This is a genomic window from Agrobacterium tumefaciens (genome assembly GCA_025559845.1).
Classification (GTDB): domain Bacteria; phylum Pseudomonadota; class Alphaproteobacteria; order Rhizobiales; family Rhizobiaceae; genus Agrobacterium.
This window is the reverse complement of the sequence record CP048469.1, coordinates 506,616-523,119: the sequence shown is the minus strand read 5'-3', so window position 1 is coordinate 523,119 and position 16,504 is coordinate 506,616. Positions and strand designations below refer to the sequence as shown.

Below are 16,504 nucleotides of genomic sequence, written 5' to 3'. Positions count from 1 at the left end.
AAAACGGCACTCGATTTTCAATATTGATGCTCTATAGTCCGGTGGACCGCATTGCCACAGGAGCAAAGACATGACCATCAAGATCGGCGACAAGCTGCCTTCCGCGACATTCAAGGAAAAGACCGCTGACGGCCCGGTGGAAACAAACACCGATGACCTCTTCAACGGCAAAACGGTGGTGCTGTTTGCCGTGCCAGGAGCTTTCACGCCAACATGCACGCTGAACCATCTGCCTGGTTACCTGGAAAACCGAGACACCATTCTTGGCAAGGGCGTTGACGACATTGCCGTGATCGCTGTCAACGACTGGCACGTCATGGGCGCCTGGGCACAGGCTTCCGGCGGACAGGGCAAAATCCACTTCCTCGCCGATTGGGACGCCTCCTTTACGAAGGCGCTCGGCCTTGATGCCGATCTCTCCGGCGGCGGCCTTGGTGTCCGCTCCAAGCGTTATTCCATGCTGGTCGAGAACGGCGTGGTAAAATCGCTCAACATCGAAGAAAACCCCGGTCAGGCGACCGTCTCGTCGGCTGCGACGATGATCGAACAGCTTTGATCCTGACGATCATGGAAAAAAGAAAAGGGCGGTAAAACCGCCCTTTTTCATGTGTTCATATCGAAAACCAGAAGTCCCGCCAGGCCGCCATCCGTCAGCGAAACAAGACGTTCGCCAACTTCGATGTGCTTGGGATGAGCGAGATAGTCATCGCGCGCCTCCGGGCTCTCCAAAGTCACGATAAAACCGTCGACAAAGCCACCGTTCAAGCCTTCCGGCGAGACATTCTGGCCGTATTTGACATCCACGATACCAGGAATATCGTCTTTCAGGGCTGCAATGGCCTCGAAGACTGCCTGTTTTTCAGAAGACGCAGTTGCTGCCTTAAAACGCAAAAATACACAATGCAGGATCATGAGATACCTCTTCGTCTGCGTTTCCGTTCCCGCCGATGACAGACGCAGTTGGCATCGAGGCGGATGATTGCCGACAAGATAAGTCGGGTTTCAGTTTTCTCAACCCCATATTCTCGTCCTGCATCGAGCGCGATGCGGAATAGAACAGGCTTTCATTACCGCCGTTTGAAAGGCTCCATGCCTTTGCGTGCCAATTCGTCGGCACGTTCGTTTTCAGGATGTCCAGCGTGGCCCTTGACCCAGTGCAGCGTCACCTTGTGGCGCTCGCGGGCCGTCTCAAGTGCTTGCCAAAGCTCGACATTCTTGACCGGCTTGTTGTCAGCGGTTTTCCAGCCTTTTTTCTTCCAGCCGAAAATCCACTTGGTGATGCCGTCCTTTACGTAGGAGCTATCCGTATAGAGGTCGACCTCGCAAGGTTCTTTCAAGGCGTTAAGCGCAGAGATCGCCGCCATCAATTCCATGCGGTTGTTGGTGGTTTCGGCTTCACCGCCTGACAGCTCTTTCTCGATTTCGCCGAAGCGCAGGACAGCGCCCCAGCCGCCAGGCCCAGGATTTCCGGAGCAGGCACCGTCGGTGAAAATATCGATATGTTTCATGCGTCTGCCAGTCCGTACTCGGCAACGTGGCCAATCGTCCGGTGGAAACGCAGCTTGCGCAGATATTCCATCGGATCTTTCTTGACGACCAGTGCGCCAGCCGGCGTCGTCAGCCAGTCGTAGAGACGGGTGAGGAAAAAGCGCAGCGCAGAGCCGCGTGCCAGAAGCGGTAATGCCTCGAGTTCGTCCTTGCTCAACGGGCGCACCGACTGGTAGCCTTCCAGCAACGCCTTGCCCTTGGTAACGTTATAAGCGCCGTCCTTTTCGAAGCACCAGGCGTTGAGGCAGATCGATACGTCATAGGCCAGCAAATCGTTGCAGGCAAAGTAGAAATCAATCAGGCCAGAAAGCGCGTCGCCCAGGAAAAACACGTTGTCCTGGAACAGATCTGCATGAATGACGCCGGCGGGCAGATCAGCGGGCCAGTTCGCGGCGAGATATTCGAGCTCCGGCGCGATCTCGGCCTTCAGGCCCTTTTCCACTTCGTCGGCGCGCTCTTCGGATTTGTCCCAAAGAACCCTCCAGCCCTCAACGGACAGTGCGTTGGGGCGCTTGATCTCGAAGCCTTCTCCAGCAAGATGCATGGCAGCCAGCGCCTTGCCGACTTCCCGGCAATGTTTGGCTTCCGGTTTTCTCAGCCACATACCTTCCAGGAAAGAGATCAGTGCGGCGGGACGACCGGACAGTTCGCCAAGCAGCGCACCATCCTTGCGCGGTAGAGGCAATGGGCAGGACAAGCCCTTTGCCGACAGGTGCTGCATCAAACCCAGGAAAAACGGCAGGTCCGACTTTTCCACACGCTTCTCATAGAGCGTCAGGATCAGCGGGTCTTTGGTCGTGTGCAGCAGGAAATTGGAGTTTTCGACACCTTCGGCAATTCCCTTATAGGAGGTGAGTTCGCCGACATCGTATTGCGTGAGGAAATTCCTCAGATCATCTTCGGTGATGTCCGTGTAAACTGCCAATTTAAAATCTCTTGCTAGGGACAGGATTGAAATTCGGGATCAGGAGATGCTGCCTGCGGCCGTCTTTGGTGGCAGCGCGTTGCTGGCATTGCCATTGACGAAAGCCATATCCTCGGTTGTCAGTTCGATGGCGCGAAGCTCGCGGTTCACGAGGAAATGCTCTGTTTCCTCAACCGTAACGGCAAGGTCAAGCGTCGTGTCGAACCGTGCTTTGAAGGCTTCGATGATCTCATCGACGATCACCTCCGGCGCTGATGCGCCCGCCGACAGACCAACGGTTTTGACATCGCCAATTTCGTCCCAATCGATTTCAGATGCGCGCTGCACCAGCACGGAGCGCTTTGCACCGGCCCGCAGGGCAACCTCGACCAGGCGCTTCGAATTCGAGGAGTTGGGTGCGCCGACGACGATGAAAAGATCGCAGCCGGGAGCTGCCTGTTTCACCGCATCCTGTCGATTGGTGGTGGCGTAACAGATGCTGTCGGCAGCCGGAGCCTGAATGGCAGGGAACCGTTCCTGAAGTCTGGCGATCACGCCCGCTGTATCGTCGACGGAAAGCGTCGTCTGGGTCACGAAGCCGAGATTTTCACGATCCGCTGGCTCGTAGTGATCGACATCGTCCACCGTCTCGACCAACGAGACTGTTCCCTCGGGAAGCTGGCCCATCGTGCCGATGACTTCCGGGTGGCCGGCATGGCCGATCAGTACGACGTGGCGGCCGAGGCGTTGATGCCGCATGGCCTGCTTGTGAACCTTGGAAACCAGCGGGCATGTGGCATCAAGATAAAAGAGATTGCGTGCCTCGGCATCAGCGGGCACGGACTTCGGCACACCATGTGCGGAAAAGACGACGGGCTGTTCGCGGTGCTCGGATGGTATCTCATGCAGTTCCTCGACGAAGACCGCACCCTTGGCTTCCAGCCCTTCAACGACGTAGCGATTGTGCACGATTTCGTGACGCACATAGACAGGGGCACCGTAGGCCTTCAACGCCAGCACGACAATCTGGATAGCGCGGTCAACACCTGCGCAGAAACCGCGCGGCCCGCACAGCCGGATCGTCAAAGGGGGTTTGGTAACGGCAATGTTCATTCCTGCTCCTGTACCTCTCCCTGGCCTTCGGTTTTGGCCTTCCTTGCGGATGGCACGCGCCGATTACTCGTCCTGCCCCTTCCCGTTTCGGAAATAGGCAAAACCGGCGACAATGACAAGGGCTGCTGCCAAGCCATACCACGTTATCGCATATTGAAGGTGATTGTTCGGCAAATCTGTGAGCGTTACGCCACCTTTCGGCCAACCGCCCGGATTTGGGGCATCATTCGCGTCAATAAAGATCGGAACAAGCTGCGTGGCAGGAATACCCACGCTCTCTGCCATCGCCGTCATGTCTTTCCAGTAGAAGATATTCTTGGCGATGTCGTTGTCGGGTAGCATCAACGATGGCTTGCCGGCAAGCCGGGCGCGCGCCAGTCCTTCGACCGCAACCTCGCCGCCAACCTGCCCTTCCACGCGCTTGGCCGCTTCCTTCATTTCGAAAGGTACAAAACCGCGATTGATGAGGACCACCCGCCCGTCTGCCAGTGTCAGCGGCGTATAGATATAGTAACCGGTACTTCCGTTATATGTTGCGAAGAAATGCCGCTCGCGATTGTGGTCGAAAACACCTTTCACGCTGAGCCGGCGATACTCGATGTCTTCACCAGCCCTTGCCATTGCCTCGATATCGGAAAGCGATGCGGGACTTGCCACACGTCTTTCAGCAATATCGGCGATCAGTCCTTCTTTCCAATAGAGCCGCTTGACCTGCCATGTGCCAAGGCCGAGCAAAATGGCGAGAGCAAGCAGCACGAGTGGCGCCGCGAAGCCGACGCGTCGTTCTGCAGCCTTCATATGAGATCCGTCATTCACGATCGATTTTGCCTTCGCTTGCATTGTTGCGATATTGCAGGGCAATCATGATGCCCTTCAGCTTGCGCAGGAGGATGAGGGAAATAATGATCGTGAATGGAAGCCAGAGCATGGCGTGCACCCAGACGGGCGGGGCAAAACGGGCATCCACCCACAGAGCGAGCCCAATGACCAGAAAACCAACGATCAACATGACGAAGACGGCCGGGCCATCGCCCGCGTCAGCGAAGGAATAATCCAGGCCGCACGCGCTGCATTCCGGCTGCAGTTTGAGAAATCCGTCGAACAGCCGCCCGTTTCCACAGCGTGGACAGCAACCGCCCAAACCCGTCTTTACGGGATCGACGGGCGCAAAAGCGTTACCCTCCGGTCCGGACATGACGATCTCCCTCTCGCACTGGACCTTTCTCCTCCCGGACAAACAGAAAGAGCGGCCCGCAAGCCGCTCTTACGCTTGTTTCGGAAACGATCAACCGTGCGCCAGAGGTGCGCCCCAACCGCCCCAGATATAGATCGCGAAGAACAGGAACAGCCATACCACGTCAACGAAGTGCCAGTACCAGGCAGCCGCCTCGAAACCAAAATGCTGTTTCGGCGTGAAGCCACCGGCGATCGCCCTGAACAGGCACACCAGCAGGAAGACCGTTCCGACGAACACGTGGAAACCGTGGAAGCCGGTCGCCATGAAGAACGTGGCGCCATAAATGGAGTTCTTGAAGTCGAACGGCGCGTGCATGTACTCATAGACCTGCACGGTCGAGAACAAAACGCCGAGCGCGACGGTCAAAGCAAGACCGGAAATCAAACCCTTGCGGTCATTGTGCAGCAGGGCGTGGTGCGCCCAGGTTACGCAGGTGCCGGAGAGAAGCAGGATAACCGTGTTGTAGAGTGGCAGGTGCCAGGGGTCGATGACCTCGATGCCCTTGGGCGGCCACTGCCCGCCCGTATATTCAAGGCGCGATGCCTGAATGGCTTCATGGGGGAAAAGGCTGGCATCGAAGTAAGCCCAGAACCAGGCCACGAAGAACATCACTTCAGAAGCGATGAACATGATCATGCCGTAACGCAGATGCAGTGACACGACGCGCGTATGGGCACCTTCGTTGCCTTCCTTGATCGTGTCCGCCCACCAGGCGTACATGGTGTAAAGCACGATAACGAGGCCGATATAGAACAGCCAGGGATTGGCAAGCTCAAGCCCGAACAGCTTGAATGTGCCGCCCGAGAGATACCGCATGTAACAGACGCCGCCAAAGGTCATCACGAAAGCGCCGATGGACGCAAGAAGCGGCCAGGGGCTGGGGTCTATGATATGGTAGTCGTGGTTTTTCTGATGCGTATCTGCCATGTGCGACAATCCCCGAATGTCTCTTCCCTGACCAGGTCTTCGATCGAAGACCGGGCCTCCTCTCACAATTTGCTTACGCCAGCTTCTGTCTTGGCCGGCAACGACGCAACCGGTTTTTCCGTTTTCGCCGGATAAAACGTATAAGAAAGCGTCAAAGTATGAATGTTGCGTGTTTCACGCGCATTGACGATCTCAGGATCGACAAAGAACACAACCGGCATTTCCAGGGTTTCACCCGGCTGCAGCGTCGTTTCCGTAAAGCAGAAACACTCTACCTTGTTGAAATAGGCGCCAGCTTCCATCGGCGTGACGTTGAACACGGCCGTGCCGGTCGTTGGAACCGGTGAGCGATTCGTCGCCTTGAACATCACCTGTACGGTTTCGCCGATCTTCGGCTTCACCATCTTGTCGACTGGACGGAAATCCCAGTTGAGGCCGTTCGACGTATTGGCGTCGAAGGTCACATTGATCGTCTTGTCGAGAATAACGTCGGAATATTGCTCCACCCGTTGCGTGGTGCCGTTATATCCCGTCACCCGGCAAAACAGCGTGTAAAGCGGCACTGCAGCATAGGCCATGCCGATCATGGCGAAAAAGAAAACAAGACAGAGCACGAGGATCGAGCGATTGCTCACCCGTTGCGTGCCGGTCGTTCCCGTATCCGCGCCCATATTCGCCATGTCCTCCTCCCCTCCTCCGGTCTCACATGGTCAGTGAGAACCAATCTTGATGATGGTGATGATGTAAAACAGCACCACAAGACCAGCCAGCAGAACGCCGAGCGCGATGTTGCGACCGCGTCTCGATTTCTTCTGCGTTTCGCTCAGTTCGACCGTTTCCATCAAAACACTCCCGACATCGCAGACTTCAGAGCTACGGCGTAATGATCCGCCAGCAAACCCGAAAAGATCGCAAAAAGATAAAGGATCGAATAGGCGAACATCTTCTTTGCAGGCAGCATCTTTTCATCGCCTTCCGGCATGCGTCGCACGTCGAACGAACAGTAGACGAAAATGGCGCTCAAGACCGCTGCGAAAATTCCGTAACCAGCACTGGCGAGCCCGGTGAACCACGGGGCAACGGCTGCAGCCGCCGTCAAAACGGCGTAGGCAATCATCTGGTTCTTAGTAGACCGCTCACCCGCGACATTCGGCATCATCGGAACACCGACAGAGCCATAGTCACGCATCTTGAAAAGCGCGAGCGCCCAGAAGTGCGCCGGCGTCCAAAGAAAGATGATGAGAAACAGAATGATGCTATCGAGCGAGACGCCACCGGTGACACAGGCCCAGCCGAGCATGGGCGGAAATGCGCCTGCGGCGCCGCCGATCACGATGTTCTGCGGCGTCGAGCGCTTCAGCCACATCGTATAGACGACAGCATAAAAGAAGATGGTAAAAGCCAGAAGTGCGGCCGAAAACCAATTGACCGCCAGGCCAAGGATGACGACCGAAAAGGCTGAAAGCGTCAGACCGAAGGCGAGCGCCTCACGCGGAGCAATACGTCCTGACGGAATTGGACGCTTGGCAGTGCGGCTCATAACGGCATCGATGTCGGCGTCATACCACATGTTCAACGCGCCGGACGCCCCAGCGCCCACGGCAATACAGAGAACAGCGACGATGCCGAGAATGGGATTGATTTCTCCCGGTGCCAGCACGAGGCCTGCGAACGCGGTGAAGACGACGAGCGACATGACGCGCGGCTTCAACAACTCGAAATAATCGCGCGCGCCGGCTTCCGAGAGCCCGGAGCTTTCAACGCCCAGCGTTTCGCGATTGTCGATTACGGTCATTTCCTATCCTGCTTTTCTTCAGGTGCCGCTCCACCGCGACACCTCTGCTTGTCCTCCACCGGCATGCTTCATAGCGCATGCAATACGGCTGCATCTGACATTTATCATGTGCAGCCGCAAGGTTCGCTTGGACAAAATGCCTCAGCGGATGCGCGGAAGCTGTTCCCACTGATGGTAAGGCGGGGGCGAAGAAAGCTGCCATTCCAGCGTATTCGCACCCTCGCCCCAGGGGTTGTTGCCCGCAAGCCGCTTCTTGGCGAAGGCTTCCCAGATACCGAAGAGGAAGATCAGCACACCAACGGCGGAGATGTAGGAGCCGTAGGACGATACCATATTCCAGCCGGCATAGGCATCCGGATAGTCGATGTAACGACGTGGCATGCCTGCAAGACCCAGGAAGTGCTGCGGGAAGAACACGAGGTTCACACCGACGAACATTACCCAGAAATGCAGATTACCGATGGTTTCGTTGTACATGTAACCGCTGATCTTCGGGAACCAGTAGTACCAGCCTGCGAAGATTGCAAAGACGGCGCCCAGTGACAGAACGTAGTGGAAGTGGGCAACAACGTAATACGTGTCGTGCAGCGAACGGTCGAGACCGGCATTGGCGAGCTGCACACCTGTCACACCGCCGACGGTGAACAGGAAAATGAAGCCGATTGCCCAGATCATCGGGGTACGGAAGCTCAGCGAACCGCCCCACATCGTTGCAATCCACGAGAAGATCTTGATACCGGTCGGCACCGCGATGACCATGGTTGCGAACACGAAATAGCGCTGCGCTTCGAGCGACAGACCGACCGTATACATGTGGTGCGCCCACACGATGAAGCCGACCGCGCCAATGGCCACCATGGCGTATGCCATGCCGAGATAACCGAAGACCGGCTTTCTGGAGAAGGTGGAAATGATGTGGCTGATGATGCCGAAGCCCGGCAGGATCAGAATGTACACTTCCGGATGGCCGAAGAACCAGAACAGGTGCTGATAGAGGATCGGGTCACCGCCGCCTTCCGGAGAGAAGAAGGCCGTACCGAAGTTACGGTCGGTCAGAAGCATGGTGATGCCACCAGCCAGAACCGGCAGCGACAAGAGCAGCAGGAAGGCCGTAACCAGAACCGACCAGGCAAACAGCGGCATCTTGTGCAGCGTCATGCCAGGTGCACGCATGTTCAAAATGGTGGTGATGAAATTGATCGCGCCGAGGATAGACGACGCGCCCGAAACGTGGAGCGCGAAGATCGCGAGATCTACCGCCGGCCCCGGCATGCCGCTGGTCGCTAAGGGCGGATACATCGTCCAGCCACCGCCAACACCAAATGCACCCGCTGGCCCTTCAACAAAAAGCGAAAGGATCAGCAGCGTGAAAGCGGGAACGAGCAGCCAGAAGGAAATGTTGTTCAGACGCGGAAACGCCATGTCTGGCGCACCGATCATGATCGGGATCATCCAGTTGGCAAAGCCGCCGATCAGCGCCGGCATGACCATGAAGAAGATCATGATGAGCGCGTGAGCGGTCGTGAACACGTTGAACATGTGCTTGCCGCCATCGATGGCCGCATCGCCTTCGAAGCCGTAAACCATGGATGCCAGACCGTGGAAGATCTGGATGCCCGGCTCCTGCAACTCCATTCGCATGACGACGGAGAGCGCACCGCCGACGATGCCCGCCATGATGGCGAAGATCAGGTACAGCGTGCCGATATCCTTGTGGTTGGTCGACAGAAACCAACGCGCAAAGAAGCCAGGTGTGTGTGAATGATGTGCATCATGAGCGTGATCGTCATGTGCGGAAAGACCATGCGAGTGATGATCGTCGTGTTGGGAATGTCCAGCCATGTCCTCACTCCAAGTCGTCAGTTGGTTTCGTTGGCTGCGACATCAACAGTGCGCGGAGCACCGTCGACGGAAGCCATCAGAGCCCGGTTGGCGCCGTTCAGATCGGAAGCGGCGGCAGCAAGCCAGGTGTTATACTGTTCTTCGGAAACCACCCGAATGGCGATCGGCATGAAGGCATGATCCTTGCCACAAAGCTCGGAACACTGCCCATAATAAAGGCCTTCCTTTTCCGGCCGGAACCAGGTCTCGTTCAGACGACCCGGAACCGCATCGATCTTGACGCCGAAAGCCGGCATCGCGAAAGCATGAATCACGTCGGTGGGCGCAGCCGTCACAAGAAGGCGAACGGTCTTGCCGACCGGGACGACCATTTCGTTGTCAACGGCGAGAAGACGCGGATAGCGGGCCTTGTCCTCCTTGCCCGCTGCAGCACGGTCGGCATCCTTCAGCAGATAGCTGTCGAAAGCGACCGGCTCGGCACCCTCGGCGGCCGGATACTCATAATTCCAGAGCCACTGTGTGGCTGTGGCTTTCAACGTCAGATCCGGGTTTTCCGGCTGTGTGAGCTGCGCGTTCAGAAGATTGAACGACGGGAAAGCGATGAAAAGAAGAATGAGAACCGGTGCCAGTGTCCAGACGACCTCGATGGCCGTGTTGTGGCTTGTCGTGGAAGGCTCAGGATTTGCCGAAGCGCGGAATTTCAAGGCCACGACGATGAGCAAGGCAAGAACGAAAATCGTAACGGGAACAATGAACCAGAGCGTATATTGTTCGAACCACCGAATTTCGTGCATGATCGGCGTGGCGGCCTCCTGCATGCCCATCTGCCAATGCACCGGCTGATCGGCGTGGGCGCCGACAGCCGTGAGCAGACAGGTCATGCCCGCCATTGCTGCGTAAATCCTATTAATCACGGTACCCTCTCCCTCACGCGCTTGTTGCTTGATCTCCATCAATCACAAACGCAGAATCCATGCTTATGGTACTAACTTCAAACCACAGTTTGCCCTTTGTCGCAATATGCCCGGCGACACGGAGGCAAGGCAATTTTGCCATTCGTCAGTTCTGCGCGAACAATCGAACCAAATGCGCCTGAATGGTAGCCAGAAGACATCACGGACCTTTGATTCCGGGCACATCCGTATGTTAAAAACGAAGATCAATAAGAGCTTAGCAGTCCTATTTCCGCCCAACTCCACTGGAATTGAAGGGGGAAGGCTTTTTTTTCCCGATTACAGCGTCAAAATAGCCGCACTGATTCGAATTCCAGAGGTTTCCATGCGTCTCTCCCCGCTCGCGCGCACTTTTCTCGCCGCTGCCGGTTTTGCCTTCATCGCGTCCGCCGTGCCGAGCGTTGCCCAGCAACAGCCCGGAACGCCGAAATCGACGCATGGTGCCTGGTCGGTAATCTGCGACAAGCCCGCCGGTGCGTCGGACGACCAATGCGCCCTGATGCAGAACGTCATTGCCGACGACCGGCCTGAAGTCGGACTTTCGGTGGTCGTGCTGAAAACGGCAGATCGCAAGTCGCGCATTCTGCGTATCCTTGCTCCCCTCGGCGTGCTGCTGAAGGATGGCATGGAGCTCTACATCGACAACAACAACATCGGCCGCGCCTATTTCACACGCTGCTTCTCGGAAGGGTGCTACGTCGAAGTCGATATCGACGACGAGTTGCTGAAAGTGCTGCGCGCCGGAAAGAATGCCGTGTTTGCCCTGCGTGAATCGGTGGACCAGGACCGTGTCGGCATTCCGATCGAGCTTACCGGTTTTGCTGAAGGCTACGACGCCCTGCCGTAATCGGCTGACAAGCCCGGCCTTGCTTCTGGTCGCATCAGTGCCTAAATCGGTCTTGAAACGATAAAGACCGGAGCCGTTCGAATGACCAATGATCTTGTGAGCCTTTTCGACTGTGACGAAGGGACGCTGCGCAAGGCGGTCGGCGAAGCGCTTGCCGGAGCCGACGACGGCGAATTGTTCATCGAGCATGCCCAGGCAGAATCGCTGACATTCGACAACGGTCGCCTCAAGGGCGGCTCTTTCAACACGGATCAGGGCTTTGGCCTGCGCGCCGTTGCTGGCGAAACGGTTGGTTACGCTCATGCGGGCGAGCTTTCGCAGGCGGCGCTGAAGCGCGCATCCGACGCCGTCGGCGCCGTCACCAAGGGCTATTCCGGCTCCTATGCCGCAGCGCCCCAGCGCACGAACAAGAAGCTCTATGGCGACGAAAACCCGATCGGCTCCCCAAGCTTCGAAGAAAAGGTTCGGCTGCTCACCGAGATCGACGCCTATCTGCGCGACAAGGACCCCAAAGTCCGTCAGGTAACGGCGACTGTTTCGGCAAGCTGGCAGGTTGTTGACATCCTGCGCGCCGACGGACACCGCGTCAGCGACATTCGACCGATGACCCGCATCAATATTTCCGTCGTTGCCGGCGAAGGCGATAGACAGGAAAGCGGCTCTTACGGCATTGGCGGTCGCATCGGCTTCGGCGATTTCATCACCACGGAAAACTGGCAGCGTGGTGCGGATGAAGCGTTGCGGCAGGCGCTCGTCAATCTGACGGCGATTGATGCCCCCGCTGGCACGATGGACGTCGTGCTGGGTTCCGGCTGGCCTGGCGTCATGCTGCATGAAGCCGTCGGACATGGCCTGGAAGGAGACTTCAATCGCAAAAAGACCTCCGCCTTTGCCGGGCTCATGGGCGAGATGGTCGCCGCACCCGGCGTAACGGTGGTCGATGACGGCACGATTGACGCCCGTCGTGGTTCGCTGACCATCGACGACGAGGGGACGCCGTCCGGTTACAATGTCCTGATCGAAAACGGCAAACTCGTCGGTTACATGCAGGACAGGCAGAACGCCCGTCTGATGGGTATGCGCCCCACCGGCAATGGCCGCCGTCAAGGCTATTCGCATATTCCAATGCCGCGCATGACGAATACCTACATGCTTTCAGGCGACAAGACGCCGGAAGAAATCATTGCCTCCGTCAAGCGGGGCATTTATGCCGTGTCGTTTGGCGGCGGTCAGGTGGATATCACCTCCGGAAAATTCGTTTTCGGCTGCACCGAAGCCTACATGATTGAAAACGGCAAGATTGGCGCACCGGTCAAGGGCGCAATGCTGATCGGCAACGGCCCTGATGCCATGAAGCGCGTGACGATGATCGGTAACGACTCGAAGCTGGACACGGGGATCGGCAATTGCGGCAAGGCTGGACAATGGGTTCCGGTCGGCGTTGGCCAACCGCATCTGCGCATGGACCAGATTACAGTGGGCGGCACCAAGGCCTGACAAGGCGTGTCTGCCCCGGCGATCAATAGCGCCCGGGCAGATTTTTATGACAGGACCGTGAGAAATCGATAAGGTTTTGTCTCTATTGGGAGGAATACGACCCTGCGTTTTTATCAGTTCAAAAGGATGAAATGACCGGTCTCAGTAATGCTCTCGTTCCCGAACTCGCCGTCAGCGACTGGCAAAAAAGCCGCGCCTTCTACTGCGATCTCATCGGTTTTCATGTGATTTTTGAACGCCCGGAAGAAGGCTTCGCCTATCTGGGCCTGGGTGATGCGCAACTGATGATCGATCAGATCGGCGCGACCCGTACTTTCGTTTCTGGCAACGCGCCACTCGAAACGCCGCTCGGACGCGGCATGAATCTTCAGCTCGCCGTTCCCTCCTTGCAGCCGATCCTGTCGCGCCTTGAACGGGCCGGCATTGAACTGGTGCTGGCGCTCGAAGAGAAATGGTACAGGCGTGGCCCGATCGAATCTGGCAACCGCCAGTTCATCGTTTCCGATCCGGATGGTTACCTCATTCGACCGTTCGAAAGCCTTGGCGAACGCCCGTTCCGGTTTGGTTGAGGACAGAATGCTTCCCTTTATGCCCCAAGCCGTCATCTTCGATATGGACGGGCTGCTGATCGAAAGTGAAGTTCTCTACCGCGATGCATTCCTGGCGGCCTCCGATGAAGGCGGCCATGGCATGCAGGTTGAAACATACCAGAAGGTTTGCGGTAGCCCCTGGGCGGTGATTACCAAAACCATCATCGCGGACTATGGCGCGAATTTTCCGATCGATACATTTCGCGACGCGTGGCTGCGCAATCTTCGCACAATGATGGCAGAGGGCGTGGCACTTAAACCTGGCGTCATCGAAATCCTCGATCTGCTGGATCGCCTCGATATCCGGCGCGCTATAGCAACGTCGTCACAACATGAAGCCGTGCAACGGCATCTGTCGCCATTCGATCTTCCCCGACGTTTCGACCGGATCGTGGCGCGTGGTGATTATGCCGAACCGAAACCAGCTCCACATCCCTATCTGACGGCTGCTCAGTGGCTGAACATCGACCCAACCCAATGCCTTGCCCTGGAAGATTCCTATCATGGCATCCGATCGGCCTCGGCGGCGGGCATGGCGGCGATCATGGTGCCCGATGTAGCACCACCGACGCCCGAAATGCAGGAACGTTGCGTGGCGATCTGTGACGACCTATTTGCCGTCGCCAAACTTCTGGAAATCGCTCATTCCGGCGTTTTCAGTGGTGCTTGAGCATCCATCCCGGCAAGCGTAAAACGCCATTTGCGTTTGACCGATGCTTCGATATCAAGACCGTTTTGGTAGGCCAGAAGCAGGACATGACCGAGAAGATCAGCGGTTTCATCGGCAAGTTCCTGGCGCATTTCTTCCTGTGTTTTGCCTTTACTGCGTCCGCGGCCACTGAGCCGGTTCCACGCTTGCGTAACCTCGCCCACCTCTTCCTGAAGCTTGAGCATGAACCAGTCGGAATCACGCGTAATGCCATTCGCATCGGCATATTTCTGCGACGCGCTTTCGAATTGACGCATCATTACCGCAAGCATTTGTTCATCCTTTGTTCTAATTCGCCCAACTCTAATCATGATTCCCCGATGTTGTCGAACGGAATCACCGGGACCGATCAGCCTGCGACTTCCCTTAGGAAAGGCGGTAATTTCTCACGACAAATGGCAGACAAGCAGCTACGACTGAGGCAAACGAAATTCTCCGACTGCTGCCCGCCATGCCCTACCCCGATCTTTTTTACCAACTTACCGACGGGCGAAGCCCTGCGGTTCTGGCGATGTTCGCCGGCGCGGCACTTCTGGCTGGTCTTGCGCGTGGTTTTTCGGGATTTGGCGCAGCGCTCATTTTCATCCCGCTCGCAAGCGCCATCGTCGGCCCTCGGATCGCATCAGCTGTTCTTCTCGTTGTCGACGGTGTTTTGACGCTCGGCATGATACCGGCGGCGTGGCGCATGGCCGATCGGCGCGAGGTTTTCACGATGTCGGCGGGAGCCGTCATCGGTGTCCCGGCGGGAACTGCGCTCCTTTCCTACGGCAATCCGCTGACACTGCGCTGGTTGATTTCCTGCGTCGTCGTGTTGTTGCTGCTCTTTTTGATTTCCGGTTGGCGTTATAGCGGACGGCCTAAAACACCCCTGACCATTGTCACCGGCTTTGTCGCGGGGCTGTTTTCCGGCGCAGCGCAACTGGGCGGTCCGCCCGTTGTTGCCTATTGGCTGGGTGGCGCGTTGAAAGGCCCATTCGTACGGGCCAATGTGATTCTCTATTTCGCCATTTCGACCGTGCTGTCCGTCACGAGCTACTTCCTTGGAGGCCTTTTTACGGCGAGTGTCGTCATCTTCTCGCTGCTCGCCGTCCCATTTTATGCCGCTGGTCTTTATTGCGGCGCGCGACTGCACGGGGTCGCAGATGACGTAACGTTCCGCCGGATCTGCTACAGCCTGATTGCCATCTCCGCCGTCATCGGCCTGCCGATCTTCGATTCCCTGCTGAAATAAGCGCGCCGCCAATCGGCGTTACGGGAACATCCGAACCTTAGACCAGGGAGCATCCGGCGTCTCACGACGGAATTCCATACGGTCGTGCAGACGGAACGGTCGATCATGCCAGAACTCGATGCTGAGAGGACGAATTCGGAACCCGGACCAGTGTGGCGGACGCGGGATCTCACCAACAGCATATTTCAGCGTGTATTCGGCGACGGCCTTTTCCAAGGCGAAACGTCCTTCCAGTGGCCGCGACTGCTTCGATGCCCATGCGCCAATCCTGCTGCCGCGAGGACGCGATGCATAATAGGCATCCGCTTCCGCGTCGCTGACGACCTCCACCTCACCACGCAGGCGCACCTGACGGCGCAGGCTCTTCCAATGGAAACACATGGCCGCTTTTTTCTGTCCGAGAATCTCTCGGCCCTTCTGGCTTTCGAAGTTCGTGTAGAAAACGAAGCCGCGGTCATCTACGCCCTTCAACAGCACCATGCGCACATTGGGCAGCCCGTTTTCATCCACCGTTGCCAGCGCGACAGCGTTCGGATCGTTGATTTCGGAAGCCGTTGCGTCCTTCAGCCACTCGGCAAAAAGTGTGAACGGTTCATTTTCTTCAGTGAAGTCACTGGATGTTAACCCCGTTTCCGACATATTGACTAAAATGCTCCCGAGTTGTGTTTGGGCACCAGAGATGTAGTCTGGCGAAAGATGGTGATCGTCATAGCAAAGTCGAACAGTCGAACAAAGAGCCTCCTGTCATCGGCGGCGGAAATTTCCGCAGTCGTTTCAATGCTTGTGGTGCTGAGCGGATGCGTCAGCCTCGATCTGTTCGGTGGCGACAAGGTTGACCGCTCGCTTTCAACCGCTTCCGTTCCCAACCAGCCAAACAATGCACCGCAGACCGATGACGCGACCATCAGAAACGCCGTCACGTCGGCCGATCTGACCAAGATTGCCGATCAGCCCCTGCCCTGGGCCAATGCAACCACCGGCAGCGCTGGCGTCGTGACTGCCATCCATGAAAACAGTGCCAGCGGCTTCGTCTGCCGCGATTTCAGAACGACGCGCCACTCTTTCGAAGGTGTGGCAAGTTATGCAGGCCAGGCCTGCCTTTCCGAAACCGGCGAATGGTTGCTGACCCGTTTCGAGCAGAAATAAACTGTTTACCTTGGCGCGTGGAATAAAGCCGACGACACCCTGACGCCCCTCCTCCGTAAAGGAGTGATTAGCAACTTATTGCAACAGTCGACGTTGATAAACCGAGGGCATGAACGCGAATGAACGCGGGCATCCCTTTTCGGAGGGGTTAGTTTCAGGATTGCG

At 57.0% G+C, this 16,504-nt stretch carries 20 protein-coding genes; 7 read left to right on the top strand and 13 right to left on the bottom strand.

Annotated elements, in window-relative coordinates; translation table 11 throughout:
* The first annotated feature begins 70 nt into the window (after nt 1-70).
* A complete protein-coding gene (locus tag FY156_02510) occupies nt 71-556 on the top strand; it encodes a peroxiredoxin (GenBank protein UXS00444.1) in 486 nt (161 codons plus the stop codon).
* Nucleotides 557-603: 47 nt separating this feature from the next.
* Here the strand turns inward: FY156_02510 and FY156_02505 are convergent, their stop codons facing one another.
* The 11 genes from FY156_02505 to coxB form a co-directional block, all read right to left on the bottom strand.
* A complete protein-coding gene (locus FY156_02505) occupies nt 604-912 on the bottom strand; it encodes a Dabb family protein (protein UXS00443.1) in 309 nt (102 codons plus the stop codon).
* Nucleotides 913-1,067: 155 nt separating this feature from the next.
* Complete coding sequence (gene rnhA, locus FY156_02500; GenBank protein UXS00442.1) at nt 1,068-1,508, bottom strand: ribonuclease HI; 441 nt, start codon at nt 1,506-1,508, stop codon at nt 1,068-1,070.
* A complete protein-coding gene (locus FY156_02495; protein UXS00441.1) occupies nt 1,505-2,473 on the bottom strand; it encodes a homoserine kinase in 969 nt (322 codons plus the stop codon). Before FY156_02495 ends, rnhA begins: the two co-directional genes overlap by 4 nt.
* 39 nt (nt 2,474-2,512) lie before the next feature.
* Nucleotides 2,513-3,565: a 4-hydroxy-3-methylbut-2-enyl diphosphate reductase gene (gene ispH / locus FY156_02490; GenBank protein UXS00440.1), complete on the bottom strand. Its 1,053-nt coding sequence runs from the start codon at nt 3,563-3,565 to the stop codon at nt 2,513-2,515.
* Between the two features lie 63 nt (nt 3,566-3,628).
* Entirely contained in the window at nt 3,629-4,363 is a 735-nt protein-coding gene (locus tag FY156_02485) for an SURF1 family protein (GenBank protein UXS02990.1), read from the bottom strand.
* Nucleotides 4,364-4,373: 10 nt separating this feature from the next.
* Nucleotides 4,374-4,760 (bottom strand): DUF983 domain-containing protein, encoded by a 387-nt coding sequence (locus tag FY156_02480; GenBank protein ID UXS00439.1) that lies wholly within the window; start codon nt 4,758-4,760, stop codon nt 4,374-4,376.
* Nucleotides 4,761-4,850: 90 nt separating this feature from the next.
* A complete protein-coding gene (locus FY156_02475) occupies nt 4,851-5,729 on the bottom strand; it encodes a cytochrome c oxidase subunit 3 (protein ID UXS00438.1) in 879 nt (292 codons plus the stop codon).
* A gap of 62 nt (nt 5,730-5,791) precedes the next feature.
* Nucleotides 5,792-6,409 (bottom strand): cytochrome c oxidase assembly protein, encoded by a 618-nt coding sequence (locus FY156_02470; protein UXS00437.1) that lies wholly within the window; start codon nt 6,407-6,409, stop codon nt 5,792-5,794.
* Nucleotides 6,410-6,570: 161 nt separating this feature from the next.
* The gene (locus FY156_02465; protein ID UXS00436.1) at nt 6,571-7,524 is read right to left on the bottom strand and encodes a protoheme IX farnesyltransferase; all 954 of its coding nucleotides are present in this window, start codon (nt 7,522-7,524) and stop codon (nt 6,571-6,573) included.
* Nucleotides 7,525-7,665: 141 nt separating this feature from the next.
* On the bottom strand, nt 7,666-9,366 hold the full coding sequence (gene ctaD, locus FY156_02460) for a cytochrome c oxidase subunit I (GenBank protein UXS00435.1): 1,701 nt from the start codon (nt 9,364-9,366) through the stop codon (nt 7,666-7,668).
* Between the two features lie 17 nt (nt 9,367-9,383).
* A complete protein-coding gene (gene coxB / locus FY156_02455) occupies nt 9,384-10,280 on the bottom strand; it encodes a cytochrome c oxidase subunit II (protein ID UXS00434.1) in 897 nt (298 codons plus the stop codon).
* Nucleotides 10,281-10,644: 364 nt separating this feature from the next.
* On the opposite strand from coxB, the gene FY156_02450 reads away from it, so the two are divergent.
* The 4 genes from FY156_02450 to FY156_02435 all read left to right on the top strand — a co-directional run bounded on the left by FY156_02450 (nt 10,645) and on the right by FY156_02435 (nt 13,923).
* The gene (locus FY156_02450; protein ID UXS00433.1) at nt 10,645-11,166 is read left to right on the top strand and encodes an invasion associated locus B family protein; all 522 of its coding nucleotides are present in this window, start codon (nt 10,645-10,647) and stop codon (nt 11,164-11,166) included.
* An 81-nt stretch (nt 11,167-11,247) separates the two neighbouring features.
* Entirely contained in the window at nt 11,248-12,663 is a 1,416-nt protein-coding gene (tldD, locus tag FY156_02445; protein ID UXS00432.1) for a metalloprotease TldD, read from the top strand.
* Between the two features lie 131 nt (nt 12,664-12,794).
* Nucleotides 12,795-13,232 (top strand): VOC family protein, encoded by a 438-nt coding sequence (locus tag FY156_02440; protein UXS00431.1) that lies wholly within the window; start codon nt 12,795-12,797, stop codon nt 13,230-13,232.
* 7 nt (nt 13,233-13,239) lie between these two features.
* Nucleotides 13,240-13,923 carry an HAD family phosphatase gene (locus tag FY156_02435; GenBank protein UXS00430.1) on the top strand — a complete coding sequence of 228 codons (684 nt, stop codon included), beginning with the start codon at nt 13,240-13,242 and terminating at the stop codon, nt 13,921-13,923.
* Here the strand turns inward: FY156_02435 and FY156_02430 are convergent.
* Entirely contained in the window at nt 13,896-14,234 is a 339-nt protein-coding gene (locus FY156_02430; GenBank protein UXS00429.1) for a pyrophosphatase, read from the bottom strand. The genes FY156_02435 and FY156_02430 overlap by 28 nt on opposite strands.
* Nucleotides 14,235-14,413: 179 nt before the next feature.
* Here FY156_02430 and FY156_02425 point away from each other — a divergent pair, with 179 nt between their 5' ends.
* Nucleotides 14,414-15,193 (top strand): sulfite exporter TauE/SafE family protein, encoded by a 780-nt coding sequence (locus FY156_02425; GenBank protein ID UXS00428.1) that lies wholly within the window; start codon nt 14,414-14,416, stop codon nt 15,191-15,193.
* Nucleotides 15,194-15,211: 18 nt separating this feature from the next.
* On the opposite strand, the gene pdxH is transcribed toward FY156_02425, so the two are convergent.
* Nucleotides 15,212-15,832, bottom strand: a complete 621-nt coding sequence (pdxH, locus tag FY156_02420; GenBank protein ID UXS00427.1) for a pyridoxamine 5'-phosphate oxidase — start codon at nt 15,830-15,832, stop codon at nt 15,212-15,214.
* A 138-nt stretch (nt 15,833-15,970) separates the two neighbouring features.
* Between pdxH and FY156_02415 the strand changes: the two genes are divergently transcribed.
* Nucleotides 15,971-16,339 carry a hypothetical protein gene (locus FY156_02415; GenBank protein ID UXS02989.1) on the top strand — a complete coding sequence of 123 codons (369 nt, stop codon included), beginning with the start codon at nt 15,971-15,973 and terminating at the stop codon, nt 16,337-16,339.
* Nucleotides 16,340-16,504 lie beyond the last annotated feature (165 nt).

Excerpts from the sequence above, each read along its gene's own strand:
- FY156_02430 (UXS00429.1), bottom strand. The coding sequence starts at position 14,234 with ATGCTTGCGGTAATGATGCGTCAATTCGAAAGCGCGTCGCAGAAATAT.
- FY156_02505 (UXS00443.1), bottom strand. The coding sequence starts at position 912 with ATGATCCTGCATTGTGTATTTTTGCGTTTTAAGGCAGCAACTGCGTCT.
- FY156_02475 (UXS00438.1), bottom strand. The coding sequence starts at position 5,729 with ATGGCAGATACGCATCAGAAAAACCACGACTACCATATCATAGACCCC.
- FY156_02440 (UXS00431.1), top strand. The coding sequence starts at position 12,795 with ATGACCGGTCTCAGTAATGCTCTCGTTCCCGAACTCGCCGTCAGCGAC.
- tldD (UXS00432.1), top strand. The coding sequence starts at position 11,248 with ATGACCAATGATCTTGTGAGCCTTTTCGACTGTGACGAAGGGACGCTG.
- FY156_02435 (UXS00430.1), top strand. The coding sequence starts at position 13,240 with ATGCTTCCCTTTATGCCCCAAGCCGTCATCTTCGATATGGACGGGCTG.
- FY156_02470 (UXS00437.1), bottom strand. The coding sequence starts at position 6,409 with ATGGCGAATATGGGCGCGGATACGGGAACGACCGGCACGCAACGGGTG.
- FY156_02450 (UXS00433.1), top strand. The coding sequence starts at position 10,645 with ATGCGTCTCTCCCCGCTCGCGCGCACTTTTCTCGCCGCTGCCGGTTTT.
- FY156_02465 (UXS00436.1), bottom strand. The coding sequence starts at position 7,524 with ATGACCGTAATCGACAATCGCGAAACGCTGGGCGTTGAAAGCTCCGGG.
- pdxH (UXS00427.1), bottom strand. The coding sequence starts at position 15,832 with ATGTCGGAAACGGGGTTAACATCCAGTGACTTCACTGAAGAAAATGAA.
- FY156_02480 (UXS00439.1), bottom strand. The coding sequence starts at position 4,760 with ATGTCCGGACCGGAGGGTAACGCTTTTGCGCCCGTCGATCCCGTAAAG.
- ispH (UXS00440.1), bottom strand. The coding sequence starts at position 3,565 with ATGAACATTGCCGTTACCAAACCCCCTTTGACGATCCGGCTGTGCGGG.
- ctaD (UXS00435.1), bottom strand. The coding sequence starts at position 9,366 with ATGGCTGGACATTCCCAACACGACGATCATCACTCGCATGGTCTTTCC.
- rnhA (UXS00442.1), bottom strand. The coding sequence starts at position 1,508 with ATGAAACATATCGATATTTTCACCGACGGTGCCTGCTCCGGAAATCCT.
- FY156_02510 (UXS00444.1), top strand. The coding sequence starts at position 71 with ATGACCATCAAGATCGGCGACAAGCTGCCTTCCGCGACATTCAAGGAA.
- FY156_02425 (UXS00428.1), top strand. The coding sequence starts at position 14,414 with ATGCCCTACCCCGATCTTTTTTACCAACTTACCGACGGGCGAAGCCCT.
- FY156_02415 (UXS02989.1), top strand. The coding sequence starts at position 15,971 with ATGCTTGTGGTGCTGAGCGGATGCGTCAGCCTCGATCTGTTCGGTGGC.
- FY156_02485 (UXS02990.1), bottom strand. The coding sequence starts at position 4,363 with ATGAAGGCTGCAGAACGACGCGTCGGCTTCGCGGCGCCACTCGTGCTG.